Raw genomic sequence first — 19740 nt, forward strand, 5'->3', positions numbered from 1 at the left:
CGAATGTTGTTACAGGCAAATATCGTAAGCTTTAACTAGCCTTAATTTGACTCCTCTTGTCGCATCTATCCGCCAAGCATTTTTATCCAATTACTTTTTATCTAGTATAACAAAGCAAGGAAAAATGCTATGTCGAGTCGCAAACAAGCGAGACTGGAAGCAAAACAGTTCATTGATACACTCTCGGTACAACCGTACCCCAATTCAAGCAAAGTCTACGTAGAAGGCTCACGTCCAGATATTCGTGTACCAATGCGTGAAATATCACTCGCTGATAGCCTTATTGGAGGCACAAAAGAAGCGCCTATATTCGAACCTAATGAGCCAGTACGCGTTTACGATACGTCGGGTGTATACACAGATCCAGAGCACACCATAGACCTCTATAATGGCTTACCAAAGCTGAGAGAAGGGTGGATTGAAGAGCGCGCCGATACTGAGCTACTTGATGAAGTAAGCTCGGTGTACACCAAAGAACGCTTAGAAGACGAAACACTAGACGATCTTCGTTACGGTAATCTACCACGTATTCGACGTGCCAAAGATGGCCATTGTGTGACTCAATTGTACTATGCTCGCAAAGGTATTATTACCCCAGAAATGGAATATATCGCGCTGCGTGAAAACATGGGGCGTGCCAAGTATCGCGATGAAGTGCTGAATCAACAGCATCCGGGTCAAAGCTTCGGAGCGAACCTACCAAAAGATATTACCGCCGAATTCGTGCGCAAAGAAGTCGCCGAAGGTCGCGCTATTATCCCTTCCAATATTAACCACCCAGAATCCGAACCAATGATCATTGGACGTAACTTTTTGGTCAAAGTGAACGCAAACATCGGTAACTCATCGGTCACTTCTTCGATTGAGGAAGAAGTAGAGAAGCTCGTTTGGGCGACACGTTGGGGTGGCGATACCGTTATGGATCTCTCTACTGGACGCAATATTCACGAAACTCGCGAGTGGATTCTACGTAACAGTCCGGTTCCGATCGGTACCGTGCCAATGTACCAAGCGCTTGAGAAAGTGAACGGTGTTGCGGAAAACCTTAACTGGGAAGTGATGCGCGATACCCTGATTGAGCAAGCAGAGCAGGGCGTTGACTACTTTACTATCCATGCCGGTTTACTACTTCGTTATGTGCCAATGACTGCAAAACGCGTTACTGGCATCGTCTCTCGTGGTGGTTCTATCATCGCGAAATGGTGTTTAGCGCATCACCAAGAAAGCTTCTTATATACCCACTTCCGAGAGATCTGTGAAATCTGTGCTAAGTATGATGTCGCACTATCTCTCGGTGATGGTCTGCGTCCTGGTTCGGTTGCCGATGCTAACGACGAAGCGCAATTTGCAGAGCTTCGTACTCTTGGTGAGTTAACCAAGATAGCGTGGGAATACGACGTACAGGTGATTATCGAAGGTCCTGGTCATGTTCCAATGCACATGATCAAAGAGAACATGGAAGAACAGTTAGAGCACTGCCATGAAGCTCCTTTCTATACCCTTGGCCCATTGACGACAGACGTTGCTCCAGGTTACGACCATATTACTTCAGGTATTGGCGCTGCCATGATTGGCTGGTATGGCTGTGCGATGCTTTGCTACGTCACTCCTAAAGAGCATCTTGGTTTACCAAACAAAGAAGACGTGAAAGTAGGCATGATAACTTACAAGCTTGCTGCGCACGCCGCGGATTTGGCGAAGGGACATCCTGGTGCACAAGTTCGTGATAACGCGCTTTCTAAAGCTCGCTTCGAGTTCCGCTGGGAAGACCAATTCAACTTGTCACTCGATCCAGATACCGCGCGCGCTTTCCATGACGAAACCTTGCCTCAAGAGTCTGGAAAAGTTGCTCACTTCTGTTCGATGTGCGGGCCAAAGTTCTGCTCGATGAAGATCTCGCAAGAGGTTCGAGAATATGCGAAAGACACAGAGCAAGTTGCTGCGGACCAAGCAATCTCAATCAAAATGCTGGATGACCCTCTTGAGGGGATGCGTCAGAAATCGCAAGAATTTAGAGAGTCAGGTTCCGAGCTATACCACCCAGCAGCACATGCCGAGGTAAGTGACTAATGAGCAAAATCCTTATTCCGTCATCATTGATTGAACTGACTGGTTTAGTTCAGCAATGTTTGTTGTTGGCGAAAGAACAGGGTTTTAGCATCGAAGACATTGAGTTGGGTGTGAGCCCAACTCAATCTATTCAGCTTGTTCGCGACCAACAGACCACACGCATAACGACAGATCTTATTAATGGTTATGACTCTGAGAATGAGAGTTCATTTGTGCTCTATTACCGCTCTGCTTTATCGGTAGAAGCGTGTGCTAAGCAACCGTCGAAAGCGATTTATATTGGCATTGCTGATACGCATGTATCCGATGAAAAGGAGAAAGTGCTTCAGCTTGATATCTGGCGTCACCCAATTAACAACGAAGTGAGAGCGCTTTCCGTTAAGTCCAAATTCAACGCAATGTTCGATCCCGAACATCACCTTGCTTGGATAGTAACGCTGACAGTACTCGATTTTCCTATCGAAGATGCGTTAACACTTGCTCGAGGAATGCTAACTCAACAAGCGAATGTTTCACGTGAAACACTGTCGAATGACAACCTTGGTGAGGGAAGATCTACTCAGTGGGCTGACCAATTTGATGATTTCCCCACACCTGTACTAGAGGATAACCGGCTAGGTATTCAAGTTGGTTGGTCTGCACAAGGTGAGAGCGTTAGCTTTCCAACTCTAACTAAGCAAAGTCTAGGGCTTTATCCAGTCGTTGATGATGTTGCTTGGATTGAGCGTCTACTGCCATTAGGCATCAACACTATTCAACTGCGAATCAAGAACCCACAACAAGCCGATTTAGAACAACAGATCATTCGAGCAATTGAGCTAGGTCGTCAGTATCAAGCACAAGTGTTCATCAATGACTATTGGCAGTTGGCAATCAAGCATGGAGCTTATGGCGTTCACCTAGGACAAGAAGACATAGAAGAATCGAATTTGGCTCAGATAACTAGAGCCGGCATTCGTCTTGGTCTTTCTACGCATGGTTATTACGAACTACTGCGCATCGTACAAATTCATCCTAGCTACATCGCACTAGGGCATATTTTCCCAACCACCACAAAACAGATGCCATCGAAACCACAAGGTTTGGTGCGCTTGGCTTTGTATCAAAAGCTGATTGATAGCATTCCTTATACAAATACAGAGGCTGCTTTCAGAACTTCAAAAGACAAAGAAGTAAGTGACTATGTGCTTGGCTTTCCGACGGTTGCGATTGGTGGTATTGACCAATCTAATGCAGACCAAGTTTGGCGCACGGGCGTCTCTAGTTTGGCAGTTGTGCGAGCTATTACGTTGGCAGAATCACCTCAGTCCGTCATTGAGTTCTTTGCACAACTGATGAAAGAAAGACAGCTAACGTTTACTGATCAGAATAGTGAATTAGCGCATACCAAGAGAGGCGAGAATGCTCACGGATAAGCAGTTCCTTCGCTATCAACGCCAAGTAGCTCTGCCTGAAATTGCTGAAAGTGGGCAAGAGCGTTTGAGCAAATCGCATGTGCTGATCATCGGTTGTGGTGGGTTAGGGAGCGCAGCGAGTTTGTACTTGGCATCAGCGGGTGTTGGTAAATTGGTTGTGGTCGATGACGATGAAGTTGATAGCAGTAACCTGCAACGCCAGATCATTTATCGCGAACAAGACCTCCAAGTTGCGAAAACAAAAGCGACTGTAAAGCAACTGACTGACCTTAATTCTATGGTTCAAATTCGCGCTCTTAATAAGCGATTAGACAAAGCACAGCTGCAGCTTGAGGTGATGCTAGCGGATGTGGTGCTCGACTGCACCGATAACATGCCAACGCGCCAGCTAATTAACCAAGTTTGTTTCGAGCAAAATACGCCGCTCATCTCGGCGGCGGCAATTGGTTGGCAAGGGCAATTCGCTGTCTTTGATTACCAAACACCAAGTGAACAAGAAGCGCAGAGTAAAGCGTGTTACCGCTGTTTGTATCCGTTCGACGAATTACCGCAAACGCAAAAGTGCAGTGAGAGCGGTGTCGTCGGTCCGGTGGTCGGCACACTTGGTAACTACCAAGCGATAGCAGCAATTCAAAAACTGGCGACGGGAAAGTTTCATGTCGAGACTGCCAAGTTGCATCTGTTTGATGGGTTGAAACTGCAATGGCAAACCATGGCGATAAGCAAAGATAAACAGTGCCAAGTGTGTGCTCAGATTTAGCTTGTGAGTAATGGGCAGAATTAAGATAGTTGGAAGCAATGACGTTATCAGAACAACAAACAACACAAATGACCGCTGCTGACTTAGATGTGATCACTATTGTCATCAATGACCAGTCACATCAAGTTGCCAGTGAGTCGAATCTACAGCAAATCATTAGTCAATTTGCGCTGCCTGAAATGGGCTGTGTTTTTGCAATTAATAACAATGTTGTGCCACGCAGTGAGTGGGCTAGCACAGTTCTTTCACAGGGAGATAGCATCTCTTTGTTTCAAGCGATCGCAGGGGGTTAAAGTCGATGCTTAAAATTGGTGATAAACAATTCGAATCAAGACTGTTCACGGGAACAGGGAAATTTGCCAGCAGCCGATTAATGGCAGAAGCGATTCAAGTATCGGGTTCTCAACTTGCGACCATGGCGTTGAAGCGTGTGGATGTGAATGACCAACAAGACGATATTTTGCTGCCGCTAGTAAAAGCGGGGGTGAACTTATTGCCAAACACATCAGGAGCAAAGAATGCTAAAGATGCTGTGTTTGCTGCACAACTGGCGCGAGAAGCGTTGGGTACTAACTGGCTAAAACTGGAAATTCATCCAGACCCGAAGTACTTGATGCCCGATCCAATTGAGACACTTGCAGCCGCTGAACAGCTGGTTCGTGAAGGCTTCATTGTCCTTCCTTACTGTCATGCTGACCCGGTTCTGTGTAAACGATTGGAAGAGGTTGGCTGCGCTGCTGTCATGCCATTGGGTGCTCCGATTGGTTCCAACAAAGGGATAGTTTCTCACGATTTCCTAGAGATCATCATCGACCAAGCTAATGTTCCTGTCATTGTTGATGCGGGTATTGGTGCTCCTTCACATGCCGCGCGTGCGATGGAAATGGGCGCGGATGCCGTGCTCGTTAATACTGCGATTGCAGCTTCGAGCGATCCCGTTGCGATGGCGAAGGCATTTAAGTTGGCGGTAGAGTCGGGGCGTATGGCTTATGAAGCCGGACTTGCTGGTAAGGTTTCTCATGCGGTTGCGTCGAGTCCACTGACGTCATTCCTAGATGAGCTTTAGCCCTAGATTGATTTAGCTAATAAGCGAGGAAAACATGAGCTTCGTTGAACAATTTAAGCAGCTTAATTGGGATGACATTTCGATGTCTATCTATGCGAAAACGGCAAAAGACGTCGAGCGAGCATTGAATAAACCCAAGCGTGATTTGGAAGACTTTAAAGCGCTAATTTCACCAGCGGCTGAAGCGTACTTAGAGCAAATGGCGCAGCTGTCATATTCGGCAACTCGTAAGCGCTTTGGTAATACCATGTCGCTTTACATTCCATTGTACCTTTCTAACTTGTGTGCCAATGCTTGTACTTATTGTGGCTTCTCGATGGAGAATAGAATCAAACGTCGTACTTTGAATAGGGACGAAGTGGCTGCAGAAGTTGAAGCCATTAAACGCATGAAGTTTGATAGCGTATTGCTGGTGACTGGCGAACACGAAACCAAAGTGGGCATGAAATACTTTCGCGAAATGGTGCCGATGATTAAGAAGCGCTTTAACTATTTGGCGATGGAAGTACAGCCACTTGATCAAGACGAATACGCTGAGCTCAAGACATTGGGTTTGGATGCGGTGATGGTCTATCAAGAAACGTATCACCCTTCGACTTACGCCGAGCACCATTTGCGTGGCAATAAGATGGATTTTGAATACCGATTGGATACACCCGATCGTCTTGCAAAGGCGGGCATCGATAAGATCGGTATTGGTGCTTTAATAGGGTTGGAAGAGTGGCGAACAGATTGTTTTTATGTGGCAGCGCACTTGGACTATCTTGAGCGCACATATTGGCAGACTCGTTACTCAATTTCTTTCCCACGTTTACGTCCTTGTAAGGGCGCGCTCCAACCCAAATCAGTCATGACGGATAAACAGCTTGTGCAGTTGATCTGCGCTTATCGCTTGTTGAATCCAGAAGTGGAGTTGTCATTATCGACTCGTGAATCACCAAAGTTCAGAGACAATGCATTACCGTTAGGTATCACCAGTATGTCTGCTGCATCTAAAACTCAGCCGGGTGGTTATGCGATGGATGATGTTGAACTCGAGCAGTTTGAGATCAGTGATGAGCGAAGTGCTGGTTCTGTGGAAGATATGATTCGAGCCAAAGGCTTTGATCCTGTATGGCGAGATTGGCACTCGGCTTATTCTGGTTAATCAGCAAATAAAGACACTGGTCATCGTTATGTTTCACGTGAAACATAAGTAAAGAAAAGAGGGTTGATGCAAAACATCAACCCTCTACTTTTTTCTAGCTTCTAGCTTCTAGCTTCTAGCTTCTAGCTTCTAGCTTCTAGCTTCTAGCTTCTAGCTTCTAGCTGTGTGCTACTGGTAGCGTTGCTTGACGAAGCCACTCTTTCACATCACCTTCAACAAGTGGGCTGATCTCATCCCATACTTTCTGATGGTAATCATTCAGCCAAGCAAGTTCTGGACGAGTTAGCATATCAACGTTGATATTGCGCTTGTCGATTGGACAGCGCGTTAGCGACTCAAATGACAGAACAGGGAAGTCACCGTTAGTTGGGGTTTCAACAACAAGCTCTAGGTTCTCAATACGGATACCAAACGCATCGGCACGGTAGTAACCTGGCTCGTTGGATAGCACCATGCCTTCTGTTAGAGGCACGTCGACTTGCTTCTTCGAAATGCTCGCTGGACCTTCATGAACACTTAGGAAGTGACCAACACCGTGACCAGTACCGTGATCGTAATCGTAGCCTTCCGCCCATAGGTGCTGACGAGCTAGCGTATCGATTTGGTAACCACGTGTGCCTTTCGGGAAACGTGCACGAGCAACACCGATGTGACCTTTTAGTGCGAGAGTGAATTGTTTAATCATCTCTTGTGAAGGCTGACCGATCGCAATGGTACGCGTGATGTCTGTCGTGCCATCTAGGTACTGACCGCCTGAATCCACTAGGTAAAGTGTGTTCAGTTCTAGCTTGCCAGGTTCAGGTTGGTTCTCGTGATTATAGTGGCACATCGCCGCGTTGCCACCTGCTGCCGAGATAGTATCGAAGCTAAGATCCATAAGTGTCGGTTCTTCGCTACGGAACGCTTCCAGTTTGTCTGCCAGCGTCGCTTCATCATGCAGGTTACCAGTAGCGACTTCAGCATCTAACCAAGACAGGAACTTACTCATCGCTACGCCATCGCGGATATGACATGCTTTCATGCCTGCGATTTCAACTGCGTTCTTTGCTGCTTTTGGCATTAGGCATGGATCAGCTTTACTCACCACAGATGCGCCAGCGTTTTGTAGAACCAGCTTAAACCACGCGTTACTTGTCGCAGGGTCAACCAGTACATTCTTGCCAGTTAGGTTTTCTAGTCGTGCTTGCAATGCTTCTGGGTGATGAACCGTCACGCCGGCACCAACATGAGCGTCAAACTCAGCAGGTAGGCGAGCAGGATCTAGGAAGTATTCCACGCTTGAGTCTGAATGCAGAATCGCGTGAGAAAGCAGAACTGGTAGACGTGAGACATCTAGACCACGAACGTTGAGCAACCAACAGATAGAATCAAGTGCTGTGATCACTGCGCTGTCTGCACCGGCTTTTTTCACGAGCTCTGCGATTTCTTGGCGTTTGCTTTCACTTGATTGTCCAACTGTTTCTGTTGCCATTAGGCGAACATCAGAAACCACAGGAGCAGGGCGGTCGTGCCACAGTTCATCAATTGGGTTGCTATCGAGAATCTTAAGCTCAAGGGCACCTGCAAGTTTTGCTTGTGCCATGTCTAGCCAAGCAGAGTTGTGCATGCGAGGGTCGATTGCCACAGACGCGCCATTTGCAAGATGGTCTTTAATCCAATCTAGTGCAGGCTCTTCAATCAAGTGACGGTATTCGAATAGATCAGCAGGAACCTGCTTTGTTACTTGTACTGTGTAGCGACCATCAACAAAGATAGCGGCTTTGTCTTTGGTGATTACCGCAGCACCAGCAGAACCGGTAAAGCCAGTTAGCCAATGTAAACGCTCGTTGTGCGCTGGTACGTATTCACCCAAGTACTCGTCTTCATGAGGGACAAGTAGGGCATCAATATTATGTTGTGCTAGCCATTCGCGAATTGCATTCACGCGGCTTTGGGTATCGTTGTGCATCTGTGTTATTCCTTCAAATTACCGCTCCTTCATGCTCAGGTGTGGGAGCTGTTTCCATCTGCTTCATGCAGTTTACGATTCCATTGAGGTTCGCAATCACTTCAATAGAGTCGGAGTACAACTAGGCCATAGATGAGCCAAAAAGGACTACGACAGTTAAGCTACTCATTTTAGCCGCTAAGCGCAAATTGAGCGCGGTGTTTTTATCTAAGGTGATCGGTTTTTTGTGTGATCATCGTACGTAGCCAGCCTAATGCAGGGTCGTTTTCTCTGTCTCGGTGCCAGAATAAAGTGTAAGCCATAGGTGGGAATTCTAACGGTAGTGGCAGCACGACCAAATCAAGCTGTTTGGCCGCAAGTTGCACAAAATGACTTGGCGCAGTAAAGATAAAGTCGGTGTATGAACATAAACTTGCGGCACTGTTAAAGTCGGGCACAGTGACGGCAATATCGCGGTCGGCGCCAATATCTGCAAGGCGATAATCCAGCAACCAACGGTCGTTGCCATCACAACGTACTTGTACATGGCGTAGGGCGAGATAGGCTTCCAGATTCCAAGGTTGTTTTAGCGCAGGGTGGTTTTTGCGAATAATGCACATTTGGTAATCACGATAAATTTCCAACTCGCAAATGTCATCGGGTGGTTGAAGAGTCAGCTTGGCATCGTTTATATCGATATCTTTTCCAGTTAAGCCTAAATCCAGTTCGCCGCGTTGAAGCATTTTAAATGTATTATCCGACCACGGGTGTGTGCTAATTGTCACGCCAGGTGCTTGTTGAAAAATCGCCGGTAAGAAATGGGGTAGAATGAGAGGGTAGACACTCTCTACCGCTGCTATTTGAAAACGGTATTCGCTGCTTTGCGGAGAAAACTCTTCGGGTTGAGTCAGCACTTCTAACTGATTTATCAACAGATCCAGTTTCGGTTTAAGAAACAATGCGCGCGGCGTAGGTGTTAATCCATGTGAGTTTCGAGTGAAAAGCGGGTCATCAAATTGAATGCGCAGTTTAGCCAGTGATTTACTTACGGCGGATTGGCTTAAGCACAATCGGTGGGCCGCACGAGTGACATTTAACTCTTCAATCAGCACTTTAAAGCAGACCAATAGATTTAAATCGATACGAGCCAGTTTTTCGACGTTCACAGTGAGTTTCCTCTGAGGAATAATGCTCATGATTATACATCATTTCCATTCATATCATCAGATGATTAAGCTTTACCCAAAGTTCTTTATCCAATTCGGAGTGTTGTGTGTCTAGCCAGTTTTCTAATAGTAAAAAACAGATGGCGTTATTGACCCTTTTGGTTCTTTTCAGTCCTTTAGCGATTGATATTTATCTACCTGCTTTACCTCTTATTGCTTCCACTTTTCAGGTCGATAATGCGCTAGCACAAGACACGATCACTTGGTTCTTATTTGCTATGGGTGTTGGTCAGCTATTCGCAGGTCCCTTAGCAGATAAACTCGGACGTCGAACTGTTGCATTGGGCGGTATCACCATTTACGCGATGAGCGCTTTATTGGCGTGGAGTGCTCAAAATATTGAGTGGATGTTGGTTTCCCGACTGCTACAAGGCTTAGGTGCGTGTGCGACATCGGTAGCAGCCTTTGCAACAGTTCGCGATATTTTTGGCCCGGAAAAAAGCGGCAAAATGATCAGCTACCTTAACGGTGCGATTTGTTTTATTCCGGCTTTAGCTCCAATTCTAGGTAGCTGGTTAACTCAGCAATTTGACTGGCGTGCTAACTTTAGCTTTATGGCTGGTTTTGCTGTGGTGTCTGGATCATTGATGTTTTTCATGATGAAAGAGACTAACCCGTCAACAGAAAAGCAAGCCGTGTTTAAGCTTAGTCGGTATTGGGCAGTGCTTAGCACACCATCTTTTGTTTTCCATGCGTCATTATGCTTGATGGCGATGGCGGTTATTCTTGCTTACGTTACCTCAGCACCGTCGGTATTGATGACGGGGATGGGGCTGTCGATGAATGAATTCACTTTCTGGTTTGGTGTAAATGCGGTGATAAACATTGCGGCATGTATGCTGGCGCCTAAGTTTATGGAGCGCGTTGGAACTCACAACACCTTGGTCACCGGGATCTCAACTCTGGGTCTCGCAGGTGTGATCATGCTAGTGATGAATGGTCAGAATACCGCGCTTTCTTTCATGCTACCTATCTTCATGTCTTCTGTAGGTTTTGCATTCATTCTGGGTGCAGCGGCAGGGAAAGCGTTAGAACCGTTTGGTGATAAGGCGGGCACGGCAGCTGCACTGCTTGGATTGTTCCAAATGAGTGGCTCTGGTTTGTTGGTGGGTACACTGCAACGCTTATCTCTGGATCCACAAACCTTGATCGCAATTCATATGTGGGTCCTATTACCTGCGTTGGTCGTTCTGTTTACAAAAGCAGGGAAGAACTGGCACTCGAGCTTTGCGAAAGCGTAAATCAGTGTAATTTAGTATTTTCCAATGTAAGTAAGGCGTGTATATTTGTCACTCAGACTTTTCCTGACACCATAACGGAACTCAAAAAGTAATGTCGTTAACCACGTATGAAATGGCTCGTATTCTAGAGCAAATGGAAGATTCACCAGAAAAGGTGATGTTTGGCAAGTTGCTTAATGAGCTGGGTAATCAAAGCTCCGAGCGTATTCGTAGTGCGGCTAAACAAGTACCTCTGCCAATTTTGCGTGATATCGTGTACCAATTTCAGCAAGTGATTGAGTCACGCAAAGATGAACAAGTCGAGCAGATGGCAAAAGACCTCGCTCAGCAAGGTATCTCAGCAGAAGAGCTACTGGCTTACTTGAATAAATAATAAAAAATCCCCGCATGATGCGGGGATTTTTTTAGCTCGTCATTTTCTTTTTCAGGATGTGGTCCAAAGACAGCGGTCCTGGCCCCCATACGATTACGATAAGAATCATCAATCCCCAAAGTTGGTGGTCATAAAAACCTTTCTCCCACAACAGTGGGTAAGAGATCACTGCGATGATGTTGAACACAAACAGAATTGCTGCCATCGGGCGGGTAATCAATCCCAGTGCCAAGAACACCGGTAGAACCAACTCCGCAGCCGTACCTAAATAAGCCGCCAATTCCCATGGCAAGATTGGCACTTGGTATTCCAGCTCAAATAAGTACAACGTGCTATCCCAAGACGAGATTTTGATTAGTCCTGAATTGAAGAACACCCAAGCAACCCAAAAGCGGCAAAAGAGAAGTAGTAAAGGGACAAAGCCAGCTTGTAAGGTACTGATTAAATCGTCATACCGATTCACTAAGTTTTTAACCGTATCCTTCATAGAGTGCTCCTTAGATTGATTGCAATGTAAAGCCGTCAACAATATCGAGTGCCATGATGCGATTGAGATGAGCGAGTAAAACTTCAGGTATTTCGCTCAAACTCTGCTTCTGCTCTAAACATTGCAGCAGTTGGAACACATCAGCATCGAGTGCGTGACACAAGGCTTCTCCATTGGCTTGAATCGAGATGACACCTTGCTGTAATTGGTTGATATTAAGTTGTTCGAATTGCCCAGTTTGAATCGCGCTAAATAGATCGAATACTGCGTAGTTGGAGTCAAAGCTGCGGCAGCCCTTTTTAAGGTGTAAGACTAAAGTGGGTTGTTGCTCTTCACTCACTTCGCCAAGTAACGCAAGCGGTTTTAATTCCGCTGCATTGGATTGCTCATACTGTGCTTGACGAGCTAGGTCGATATGCCACTCGAAGCGTGCGACTTCAGGGCTGTAAGGTGCTTTTGCGATCACCTGACTGAACTGCATGATGGTGTCTTGAAAGCCTTCGCCATAATGCACCACATTTCCTTCTTCTAATGGGTAAGAAAGAACATGCTGGCGAGCTATCTGTTCAAAGCATTCTTCACCAAGCAGCGCTTCAACCATCGGGTAGGTCGCGGATAACACCTCGCTTAAGCTGACGATAAAGTTATTGCGGTAAATCTGCATGCGTTCATCAGCGGTAAACGTATCACTGGCAATATCGCAATCTTCACCGAGTGCTTGATAGTGTAGGGCTTTAGCAAACTGGCTTTGTAAGGTGGCTAGATTCATGATGCCTTCCTTGGTTCGCTTTGTTCACTTGGAAGTGTGCCTTGCAACAGTAGTTGCGATGCTTTCTGTGCTTCTTCGAGCAAGACTTCTGGCGCGGGGATATCCAAATCCCATTCAATCAACGTATGACGTGGACCGTGTTTTTTTGTCCACTGCGCGAACAGTTGCCAAACTTCATCACTAACTGGGCGGCTATGGGTATCAATCCATATCTCACCTTTGTCGAGTTGTTTGATGGTAAAACCTGCCAAGTGAATCTCATCCACTTTGTCGGCTGGAATCGCATCTAGGCATGTGTCGCAATCAAAACCGTGGTTGAACGCCGAAACATAAACATTGTTTAGATCGAGCAATAAACGACAGTCAGTGCGCTTTTGCACTTCGGTAAGAAACTCCCATTCGCTGATGGTCGAATGTTGAAACTTCACATAACTAGATGGGTTCTCTATCAAGATCTCGCGTTGCAAATATTCCTGCACTTCATTCACGTTACGAGTGAACACGTTGAGCGCTTCTTCCGTATACGGAAGTGGAAGCAGGTCATTAAAGTAGTGACCGCCGTTTTCACTCCAACTTAAATGGTCAGAAACAAGGATTGGGTCGATTGAGTTAATCAGTGCTTTAAGTTGCGCAAGATGCTTTTGACTAACACGTTCCACCGAACCTAGCGACAAACCAATACCGTGGCAGCTAATTTGATATTGCTCGCGAAGCGTTTGTAGCTGATGGCGCTCTGTTGCATTGGGTTGGAAATAGTTTTCACTGTGGATTTCTAACCAAGACAACTCGGGTTGGTTTTGGCTAAAGTAATCGAGGTGAGGGGTTCTTAATCCAACTCCAACAAGGTCGTGGAAGGTGTGGTGTTTCACGTGAAACTCCTTTTCAAATCGTGCGGGAAGAGAAGGATGCGTCTTGGCTTTGCGTTGGTTGAGCGTCAACGCATCCTCACAATAGCTAGCGATAAAAGATTATGAAGAAGAAGTGCTACCGCCAGCGAGTTTGTCACAAAGACCTTTTGGTACGACTACGAATGCGTCTTTTTGGTTATCTTCTTTAGAAGTACCAGCGCATGAGCTGCTTTTTGTTGCACAGTCGTTTTTACCTGCTTTAGAAACGCCATAGCACTTTTCTTTTTCAGCAGCGACAGCTGGAGCTGCAGTTAGCATTGTGCCACCAAGAGCTAGAAGACCAGTAACAGCAGCAGTAACAGCTAGATTCGACTTTTTCATAATAAATTCCTCTGAATGATTTCCTTTACTTTAAGTTGGCAAGATGAATCGCCTGTTTTGGCGTTTTTGTTATCAACTTGCTTAACTTAAAAGATAGGAAACTGGCTAAAAAACTTTCAGAAAAATTTCTGAAGTAAATAGGTTTGTAGGGTCAAATAGGTATAACTAATTGATGTGTTGGGCAAAAAAACATCGATTTTTTTATCAAGTTTTGTCTAAACAGCACCCGGTTGTTTAGGTTATAATCGGTTTTTATGTATAAATAACCAGTAGCTCTCATCATGATGGATCCATCTCTATTACTCGACGGTTTGAACGATAAACAACGTGAAGCCGTTGCAGCACCTCTAGAAAACTTGCTCGTTCTTGCTGGCGCAGGAAGTGGTAAGACACGCGTTCTTGTTCACCGTATCGCTTGGCTGATGTCGGTCGAGCAAGCTTCTCCGTTTTCAATCATGTCGGTAACCTTTACCAATAAGGCGGCGGCAGAGATGCGTGGACGTATCGAAGAGCTAATGATGGGCAGTGCAGGCGGTATGTGGAATGGTACTTTCCACGGCATTTGTCACCGTATTCTGCGTGCACACTATCTTGATGCGAAGCTACCGGAAGATTTCCAAATCATTGACAGTGACGACCAGCAGCGTCTGCTAAAGCGTTTGATCAAAGCGCAAAACCTCGATGAGAAGCAATGGCCTGCACGCCAAGTGGCATGGTGGATTAACGGTAAGAAAGACGAAGGTCTGCGTCCGTCGCACATTGATGCGTACCATGATCCAGTGACCAAGACATATCTACAGTTGTACACCGCTTACCAAGAGGCGTGTGACCGTGCTGGTTTAGTCGATTTTGCGGAGATCTTGCTGCGCGCACATGAGCTACTGCGTGATAACAAGTTCGTTCGTGAACACTACCAAGCACGCTTTAAGCACATCTTGGTGGATGAGTTCCAAGATACCAACAACATTCAATATGCTTGGCTACGTATGATGGCGGGTCCTGAGTGTCACGTGATGATCGTAGGTGATGACGACCAGTCGATTTATGGTTGGCGTGGTGCAAAAGTCGAGAACATTGAGAAGTTTACGCTCGAATTCCCAAGCGTGAATACCATTCGTCTTGAGCAAAACTACCGTTCCACTAAGACCATTCTGGAAGCATCTAACACCCTGATTGCGAATAACACCGAGCGTATGGGTAAAGAGTTGTGGACGGATGGCGTGGTCGGTGAGCCTATCTCGGTTTACAGCGCTTACAACGAATTAGATGAAGCCCGTTTTGCGGTGAACAAAATCAAAGAGTGGCAAGACAAGGGCGGTGCTCTGAATGACGCTGCGATGCTTTACCGTAACAACGCCCAGTCGCGTGTTCTGGAAGAAGCGTTAATTCAAGCCGGTCTGCCTTATCGTATCTATGGCGGCATGCGATTCTTCGAACGTCAGGAAATCAAAGATGCCTTGAGCTACATGCGTCTGATTGCCAACCGTAACGATGATGCAGCGTTTGAACGTGTGGTGAATACGCCAACGCGTGGTTTGGGCGATAAGACGCTTGAAACCATCCGTTTTGCGGCTCGTGACCGTGGTTGCACCATGTGGGAAGCGAGTGTAGCTATGTTGGACGAGAAGGTGCTTGCTGGTCGCGCTGCTGGTGCTCTGAGCCGTTTTATCGAGCTTGTCACCGCGCTAGAAGACGACACCTTAGAGATGCCGCTGCATCACCAAACTGACCATGTAATTAAATACTCGGGCTTGTTCGCGATGTACGAGCAAGAGAAGGGCGAAAAGTCTAAGGCACGTATTGAGAACTTGGAGGAATTGGTGACCGCAACTCGCCAATTCGAGAAACCAGAAGAAGCCGAAGACATGTCACTGCTGACGGCATTCCTAACCCACGCAGCACTAGAAGCGGGCGAAGGACAAGCGGACGAATTTGAAGATGCGGTTCAGCTCATGACATTACACAGTGCGAAAGGTCTAGAGTTCCCATTGGTGTTTATGGTCGGTGTGGAAGAAGGCATGTTCCCAAGCCAAATGTCGGCAGAAGAAGCAGGGCGCTTAGAAGAAGAACGCCGTCTGTGTTACGTAGGCATGACCCGTGCAATGCAGAAACTGTACATCACTTATGCTGAAATGCGTCGTTTGTACGGTCAGGATAAATACCATAAACCGTCTCGCTTTATCCGTGAACTGCCAGAAACTTGTTTAGATGAAGTACGAATGAAGGCGCAAGTTAGCCGTCCTTCAAGCAGTGGTCGATTTAGCCAAACTGTTGTGAAAGAGAGCTTTAATGAAACCGGCTTTACGCTAGGTTCTCGTGTGATGCATCCAAAGTTTGGTGAAGGCACCATCATCAACTTCGAAGGCAGTGGTCCACAGAGCCGTGTACAGATTGCCTTTAACGGTGAAGGCATCAAATGGTTGGTAACTGCTTACGCACGACTAGAGAAACTGTAAGACTTGACCAAAACTCATACCAATCTTAGTAAATAACTGGTCATTCTAGCTTGTTAAAATACTCGATAACTGCGTTGCAATTTTTGATTGTAGAATAACTACTTATCGAAAAATTGCGCCTTGTTCTCAAGCATTTTCCCTACGCTATTTCTGATCCTTATTTACTGTGATTGGTATCATCAACTTAAGAGCTGCTTCGGCGGCTCTTTTTGTTTGTGCAGTTTTGGTGTCGCTAACGCAGTAAAAAATGGAATGATAAATGGAGTACAAAAGCGCGACTTAACGATGCCGTTTGAAGTGAAAGGTGGGCGTTGTGGGTGAATGCCTGTTTTCAGCAGATCTACTGAGAAAAACTTTAGGCAAAGAAAAACCCCGAGGGCTTGCGCCCATCGGGGTTATAGTCTTACTCGCAGCAATCCAGCTACTAAGAGTGCTCCATGCATCTAATCCATGATAGTGTGCTGAATCCGTCAGCTTAATCCTTACGTCGCCTTCCTAGCGGTGTCCTTAGTGACCTTATCCTGGTCTGCTAACTATCCTCGTTAGCTCTCATCACTTGTTCCCTGAGCGGTGTCCCTGACATCATCCTGATGTTCAAATCCTTGCCTCGTCCAGAGGTGTCCATTTCCCGTCCTTAGTAGCAACCATCCTAGTCACTATTGATTTCGTTCAATGTCCAATTTTGCAATCCATGCTCGACTATTCATCCTGAATAACCGTTTCTTCTTCCTGAAGTTCACCAAGTCCGTGGTGTTTCCTGTTCCGTGTCAGCATCCTTCCGACAGGTTTAATATTACGTGTTTAACGATTTCCAACAACGGGCTAATCTCACATTTTTTTACACTCTTAGCGTTCAAAAAAGATACATAAGTATTAAATTCAATGGCTTATTATCTTTGTTGTACGGTTTTACCATTAAAAAAGAGAGGTTTGCTCAACCCTTTGTGAGAGATCTCGCACAAGGGGTCGAGCGAAAGACTCTTACTGCCCGATAGCGGCACCTTCACGTCTTGGATCCGCAGCGCCTTCAAGACCGTCTTTTGTTATGCGTATCGCATGCAGACCAGAGTTCAAATCCCGAACATCGGTTTTAAAACCCATCTTCTCCAGAGCAGGCTGTAAGCCCTCTGCGGCGGTACCTTGCTCAATATCTAAGGTGCCAAAACGGTTCAGCAATCGTGGCTGATTAATCGCGCTTTGGATGTCCATATCCCATTGCGTATGGGCGATAATGGCTTGTGCGACGTAACCAATAATGCGGCTGCCACCCGGTGAGCCAATTGCCATGTAAGGCTTGTCATCCTTCATCATAATGGTTGGTGCCATGGATGAACGTGGGCGTTTTCCCGGTTCTAAGCGGTTCGCGATTGGCACACCATCTTGATGCGTGCGGAAAGAGAAATCGGTCAGTTCGTTATTGAGCAAGAAGCCGCGTACCATCAAGCGTGAGCCAAAGGCGTTCTCAATGGTTGTTGTCATTGAAACCACATTGCCTTGCTTATCGACGATATTGAAATGGCTGGTGGAAGGCAGCTCGATCGATTGGTCCATGCTTAAGTTCATCGCGTGCGACCAAGGAGGGTTGCCGGCTTCAACCTTACTCAAGGCTTTACCGACTTGAATGAGCTCAGCACGTTGTTTGAGATAATCTTTATCAAGCAAGCCTTCGGTTGGCATTGGCACATAATCTTGGTCAGCCATGTACTTACCGCGATCCGCAAACGCAAGGCGCGATGCATCGGCGATCACTTGCCATGATTTTGCGCTTTCGGCTCCCCAACCTTTAAGATCGTATTGCTCGGTGATCGCGAGAATCTGTCCAACCGTCAATGCGCCAGAGCTAGGTGGTCCCATGCCGCAGATGTCATAGCTTTGGTAAGCCGCACAAACCGGTTCACGTTGCTTGATTTGGAACGCATCAAAGTCAGGTTGTGCCAATACGCCAGGATTGCCCGGTGCATTCTGTACGGTCTTGATGATGTCTGTAGCGATATCGCCTTGATAGAAAGCTTTTGCCCCTTGCTCTGCAATTGCCGTCAGAGTTTGCGCGTATTCAGGGTTCTTCAACAACGTGCCTTCGGTTTTTGGTGAGCCGTCTGGATTGAAGAAGTAAGCCTTAGTCGCAGGGAAGCGTGATAGGCGCTTAGTATCTTTCTCAATCAGACTCGCGAGGCGAGGACTGACTTCGAAACCTTGCTCAGCCAAGGTAATCACAGGTTGGATGATCTTCTTCCATTCCAACTTGCCGTATTTCTGGTGCGTGTCCCACAGCAGTTTCACTGTACCAGGAGTGGCAACGGAGCGCCCGCCGACAACCGCATCGTAAAATTGTAGGGGTTGTCCTTTTTCGTCTAAAAAGAGTTTCGGCGTCGCGGCGAGCGGTGCGGTTTCGCGTCCATCATACGTAGTTAGTTTTTGTTTCTCACTGTCCCAATACACTAAGAAGGCGCCACCACCAATACCTGATGATTGCGGTTCTACCAAGCCCAGCATCAGCTGCACGGCAACCATAGCATCAATAGCATTACCACCTTGGGCAATAACATCCGCACCAGCTTGGGTTGCAATTGGGTTAGCAGCGGTAACCATATAATCTTTCGCTTTGATCAATTGTTTTTGCTCGAAGCCAGTGCTGTGCTCCGGCGCAACCGCATCTGCTGCTTGGTTAGCAAAGACTGAGGTAGATAAGATTAGTGGGGAAGTAAGAAAAAGACCCGTGGTCACGAGTCGGTTGAACGTCCAATGCATGATGACTCTCCATGTTGCCAGTTTTGTGCTTTGAGCTTGGCAGTTATGGAGAGTCACGTCGAGTCAGCAATCTTAGAAATGTCGATTGTGCTACGCTTTTAAATCAGTACTTTATCCGATAAAAGTATTGATAGTTTGGTATAGAATACTGCCGCCCACTAGAGTAAATACCACGCCGCATAGACCGTCGATGTAGATACCCGCTTGTTGCAATTTACGCTGTAAGCGCTGTGTCGACAGCATCCATGCAAGGCTAGAGAACCAGAATAGCGACAAGCCAAACAGGATGACCAGTGCAATACCTTTGCCAGTAATCGACATACCTGCTGGGACTAAACTCGACATCAAACTGACAAAGAACACCAGGGCTTTTGGGTTAAGAATGTTGGTCGCAAACCCTTTAGCAAACGCTTGACGCTTATTGCTGATCACTAGGTTATTTTGCTTCTTAGGTTGATCCGTCAGTGGGTTTTGGATCATCGAGATCACGGCACGCAATGCGCCAATTCCTAAGTAGAGCAGGTAACTACCACCGAGCAGTTGTACCACGGAATACAGCACTGGGTGTTGGTGGACGACAAAACTCACACCTGTCAGGCTGAACAAAGAGTGCAGCAAAATACCGACGGACAATCCCAACGCAATGTACAAGCCAGTTTGACGACCATGACGCGTCGCATTTTGTACGACCAGCGCAAAGTCCGGACCTGGACTCATTAGGGCAATAAAATGAATGCTGGCGAGTGTCAGCAATATGGTGGATTCATTCATAACACATCTCAAATTTAACCAATGCGGCTATTGTCGTGGTAAGTCACCTGTGGCG

At 46.6% G+C, this 19740-nt stretch carries 17 protein-coding genes; 9 read left to right on the forward strand and 8 right to left on the reverse strand.

Features of this window, described 5'->3' with window-relative positions:
- Positions 1-129: 129 nt before the first annotated feature.
- The 6 genes from thiC to thiH are packed head-to-tail and all read left to right on the forward strand — an operon-like array spanning position 130 to position 6458.
- The gene (gene thiC, locus R7Q46_RS21995) at positions 130-2070 is read left to right on the forward strand and encodes a phosphomethylpyrimidine synthase ThiC (protein WP_262638963.1); all 1941 of its coding nucleotides are present in this window, start codon (positions 130-132) and stop codon (positions 2068-2070) included.
- Entirely contained in the window at positions 2070-3485 is a 1416-nt protein-coding gene (locus R7Q46_RS22000) for a thiamine phosphate synthase (RefSeq protein WP_262647733.1), read from the forward strand. Before thiC ends, R7Q46_RS22000 begins: the two co-directional genes overlap by 1 nt.
- On the forward strand, positions 3472-4245 hold the full coding sequence (locus R7Q46_RS22005; protein ID WP_213883941.1) for a HesA/MoeB/ThiF family protein: 774 nt from the start codon (positions 3472-3474) through the stop codon (positions 4243-4245). The genes R7Q46_RS22000 and R7Q46_RS22005 overlap by 14 nt, the downstream gene beginning before the upstream one ends.
- 38 nt (positions 4246-4283) lie before the next feature.
- Positions 4284-4538 (forward strand): sulfur carrier protein ThiS, encoded by a 255-nt coding sequence (thiS, locus tag R7Q46_RS22010; RefSeq protein WP_005378804.1) that lies wholly within the window; start codon positions 4284-4286, stop codon positions 4536-4538.
- Between the two features lie 5 nt (positions 4539-4543).
- Complete coding sequence (locus R7Q46_RS22015; RefSeq protein WP_017821779.1) at positions 4544-5311, forward strand: thiazole synthase; 768 nt, start codon at positions 4544-4546, stop codon at positions 5309-5311.
- A gap of 34 nt (positions 5312-5345) precedes the next feature.
- On the forward strand, positions 5346-6458 hold the full coding sequence (thiH, locus tag R7Q46_RS22020) for a 2-iminoacetate synthase ThiH (RefSeq protein WP_213904156.1): 1113 nt from the start codon (positions 5346-5348) through the stop codon (positions 6456-6458).
- 157 nt (positions 6459-6615) lie between these two features.
- Here the strand turns inward: thiH and R7Q46_RS22025 are convergent, their stop codons facing one another.
- Together R7Q46_RS22025 and R7Q46_RS22030 are read right to left on the reverse strand one after the other, a co-directional pair.
- The gene (locus tag R7Q46_RS22025; RefSeq protein ID WP_262628230.1) at positions 6616-8406 is read right to left on the reverse strand and encodes an aminopeptidase P family protein; all 1791 of its coding nucleotides are present in this window, start codon (positions 8404-8406) and stop codon (positions 6616-6618) included.
- A gap of 203 nt (positions 8407-8609) precedes the next feature.
- Entirely contained in the window at positions 8610-9551 is a 942-nt protein-coding gene (locus R7Q46_RS22030) for a LysR family transcriptional regulator (protein ID WP_005378791.1), read from the reverse strand.
- A 107-nt stretch (positions 9552-9658) separates the two neighbouring features.
- Between R7Q46_RS22030 and R7Q46_RS22035 the strand changes: the two genes are divergently transcribed.
- The gene (locus tag R7Q46_RS22035; RefSeq protein WP_005382927.1) at positions 9659-10852 is read left to right on the forward strand and encodes a multidrug effflux MFS transporter; all 1194 of its coding nucleotides are present in this window, start codon (positions 9659-9661) and stop codon (positions 10850-10852) included.
- Between the two features lie 91 nt (positions 10853-10943).
- Positions 10944-11225, forward strand: coding sequence for a hypothetical protein (locus R7Q46_RS22040; RefSeq protein ID WP_005378786.1), 282 nt, complete (start codon positions 10944-10946; stop codon positions 11223-11225).
- Between the two features lie 31 nt (positions 11226-11256).
- Here R7Q46_RS22040 and R7Q46_RS22045 read toward each other — a convergent pair whose 3' ends face one another.
- The 4 genes from R7Q46_RS22045 to R7Q46_RS22060 all read right to left on the reverse strand — a co-directional run bounded on the left by R7Q46_RS22045 (position 11257) and on the right by R7Q46_RS22060 (position 13710).
- Entirely contained in the window at positions 11257-11712 is a 456-nt protein-coding gene (locus tag R7Q46_RS22045) for a DoxX family protein (protein ID WP_104979859.1), read from the reverse strand.
- Positions 11713-11722: 10 nt separating this feature from the next.
- On the reverse strand, positions 11723-12481 hold the full coding sequence (locus tag R7Q46_RS22050) for a DNA-binding domain-containing protein (RefSeq protein ID WP_005382923.1): 759 nt from the start codon (positions 12479-12481) through the stop codon (positions 11723-11725).
- On the reverse strand, positions 12478-13350 hold the full coding sequence (locus tag R7Q46_RS22055) for a DUF692 domain-containing protein (RefSeq protein ID WP_318077795.1): 873 nt from the start codon (positions 13348-13350) through the stop codon (positions 12478-12480). Before R7Q46_RS22055 ends, R7Q46_RS22050 begins: the two co-directional genes overlap by 4 nt.
- 99 nt (positions 13351-13449) lie before the next feature.
- Complete coding sequence (locus tag R7Q46_RS22060) at positions 13450-13710, reverse strand: DUF2282 domain-containing protein (protein WP_005378779.1); 261 nt, start codon at positions 13708-13710, stop codon at positions 13450-13452.
- A gap of 281 nt (positions 13711-13991) precedes the next feature.
- Between R7Q46_RS22060 and uvrD the strand changes: the two genes are divergently transcribed.
- Positions 13992-16166, forward strand: coding sequence for a DNA helicase II (uvrD, locus tag R7Q46_RS22065; protein WP_005378778.1), 2175 nt, complete (start codon positions 13992-13994; stop codon positions 16164-16166).
- Positions 16167-17147: 981 nt separating this feature from the next.
- On the opposite strand, the gene ggt is transcribed toward uvrD, so the two are convergent.
- Complete coding sequence (gene ggt, locus R7Q46_RS22070) at positions 17148-18914, reverse strand: gamma-glutamyltransferase (RefSeq protein ID WP_171345145.1); 1767 nt, start codon at positions 18912-18914, stop codon at positions 17148-17150.
- Positions 18915-19025: 111 nt separating this feature from the next.
- Positions 19026-19685: a LysE family translocator gene (locus R7Q46_RS22075; RefSeq protein WP_005378776.1), complete on the reverse strand. Its 660-nt coding sequence runs from the start codon at positions 19683-19685 to the stop codon at positions 19026-19028.
- Positions 19686-19740 lie beyond the last annotated feature (55 nt).

This window comes from Vibrio sp. 811, from assembly GCF_033339195.1.

What these genes read in the sequence shown, in the direction of transcription:
- thiC (WP_262638963.1), top strand. Translation starts at nt 130, where the DNA reads ATGTCGAGTCGCAAACAAGCGAGACTGGAAGCAAAACAGTTCATTGAT.
- R7Q46_RS22000 (WP_262647733.1), top strand. Translation starts at nt 2,070, where the DNA reads ATGAGCAAAATCCTTATTCCGTCATCATTGATTGAACTGACTGGTTTA.
- R7Q46_RS22005 (WP_213883941.1), top strand. Translation starts at nt 3,472, where the DNA reads ATGCTCACGGATAAGCAGTTCCTTCGCTATCAACGCCAAGTAGCTCTG.
- thiS (WP_005378804.1), top strand. Translation starts at nt 4,284, where the DNA reads ATGACGTTATCAGAACAACAAACAACACAAATGACCGCTGCTGACTTA.
- R7Q46_RS22015 (WP_017821779.1), top strand. Translation starts at nt 4,544, where the DNA reads ATGCTTAAAATTGGTGATAAACAATTCGAATCAAGACTGTTCACGGGA.
- thiH (WP_213904156.1), top strand. Translation starts at nt 5,346, where the DNA reads ATGAGCTTCGTTGAACAATTTAAGCAGCTTAATTGGGATGACATTTCG.
- R7Q46_RS22025 (WP_262628230.1), bottom strand. Translation starts at nt 8,406, where the DNA reads ATGCACAACGATACCCAAAGCCGCGTGAATGCAATTCGCGAATGGCTA.
- R7Q46_RS22040 (WP_005378786.1), top strand. Translation starts at nt 10,944, where the DNA reads ATGTCGTTAACCACGTATGAAATGGCTCGTATTCTAGAGCAAATGGAA.
- R7Q46_RS22045 (WP_104979859.1), bottom strand. Translation starts at nt 11,712, where the DNA reads ATGAAGGATACGGTTAAAAACTTAGTGAATCGGTATGACGATTTAATC.
- R7Q46_RS22050 (WP_005382923.1), bottom strand. Translation starts at nt 12,481, where the DNA reads ATGAATCTAGCCACCTTACAAAGCCAGTTTGCTAAAGCCCTACACTAT.
- R7Q46_RS22060 (WP_005378779.1), bottom strand. Translation starts at nt 13,710, where the DNA reads ATGAAAAAGTCGAATCTAGCTGTTACTGCTGCTGTTACTGGTCTTCTA.
- uvrD (WP_005378778.1), top strand. Translation starts at nt 13,992, where the DNA reads ATGATGGATCCATCTCTATTACTCGACGGTTTGAACGATAAACAACGT.
- ggt (WP_171345145.1), bottom strand. Translation starts at nt 18,914, where the DNA reads ATGCATTGGACGTTCAACCGACTCGTGACCACGGGTCTTTTTCTTACT.
- R7Q46_RS22075 (WP_005378776.1), bottom strand. Translation starts at nt 19,685, where the DNA reads ATGAATGAATCCACCATATTGCTGACACTCGCCAGCATTCATTTTATT.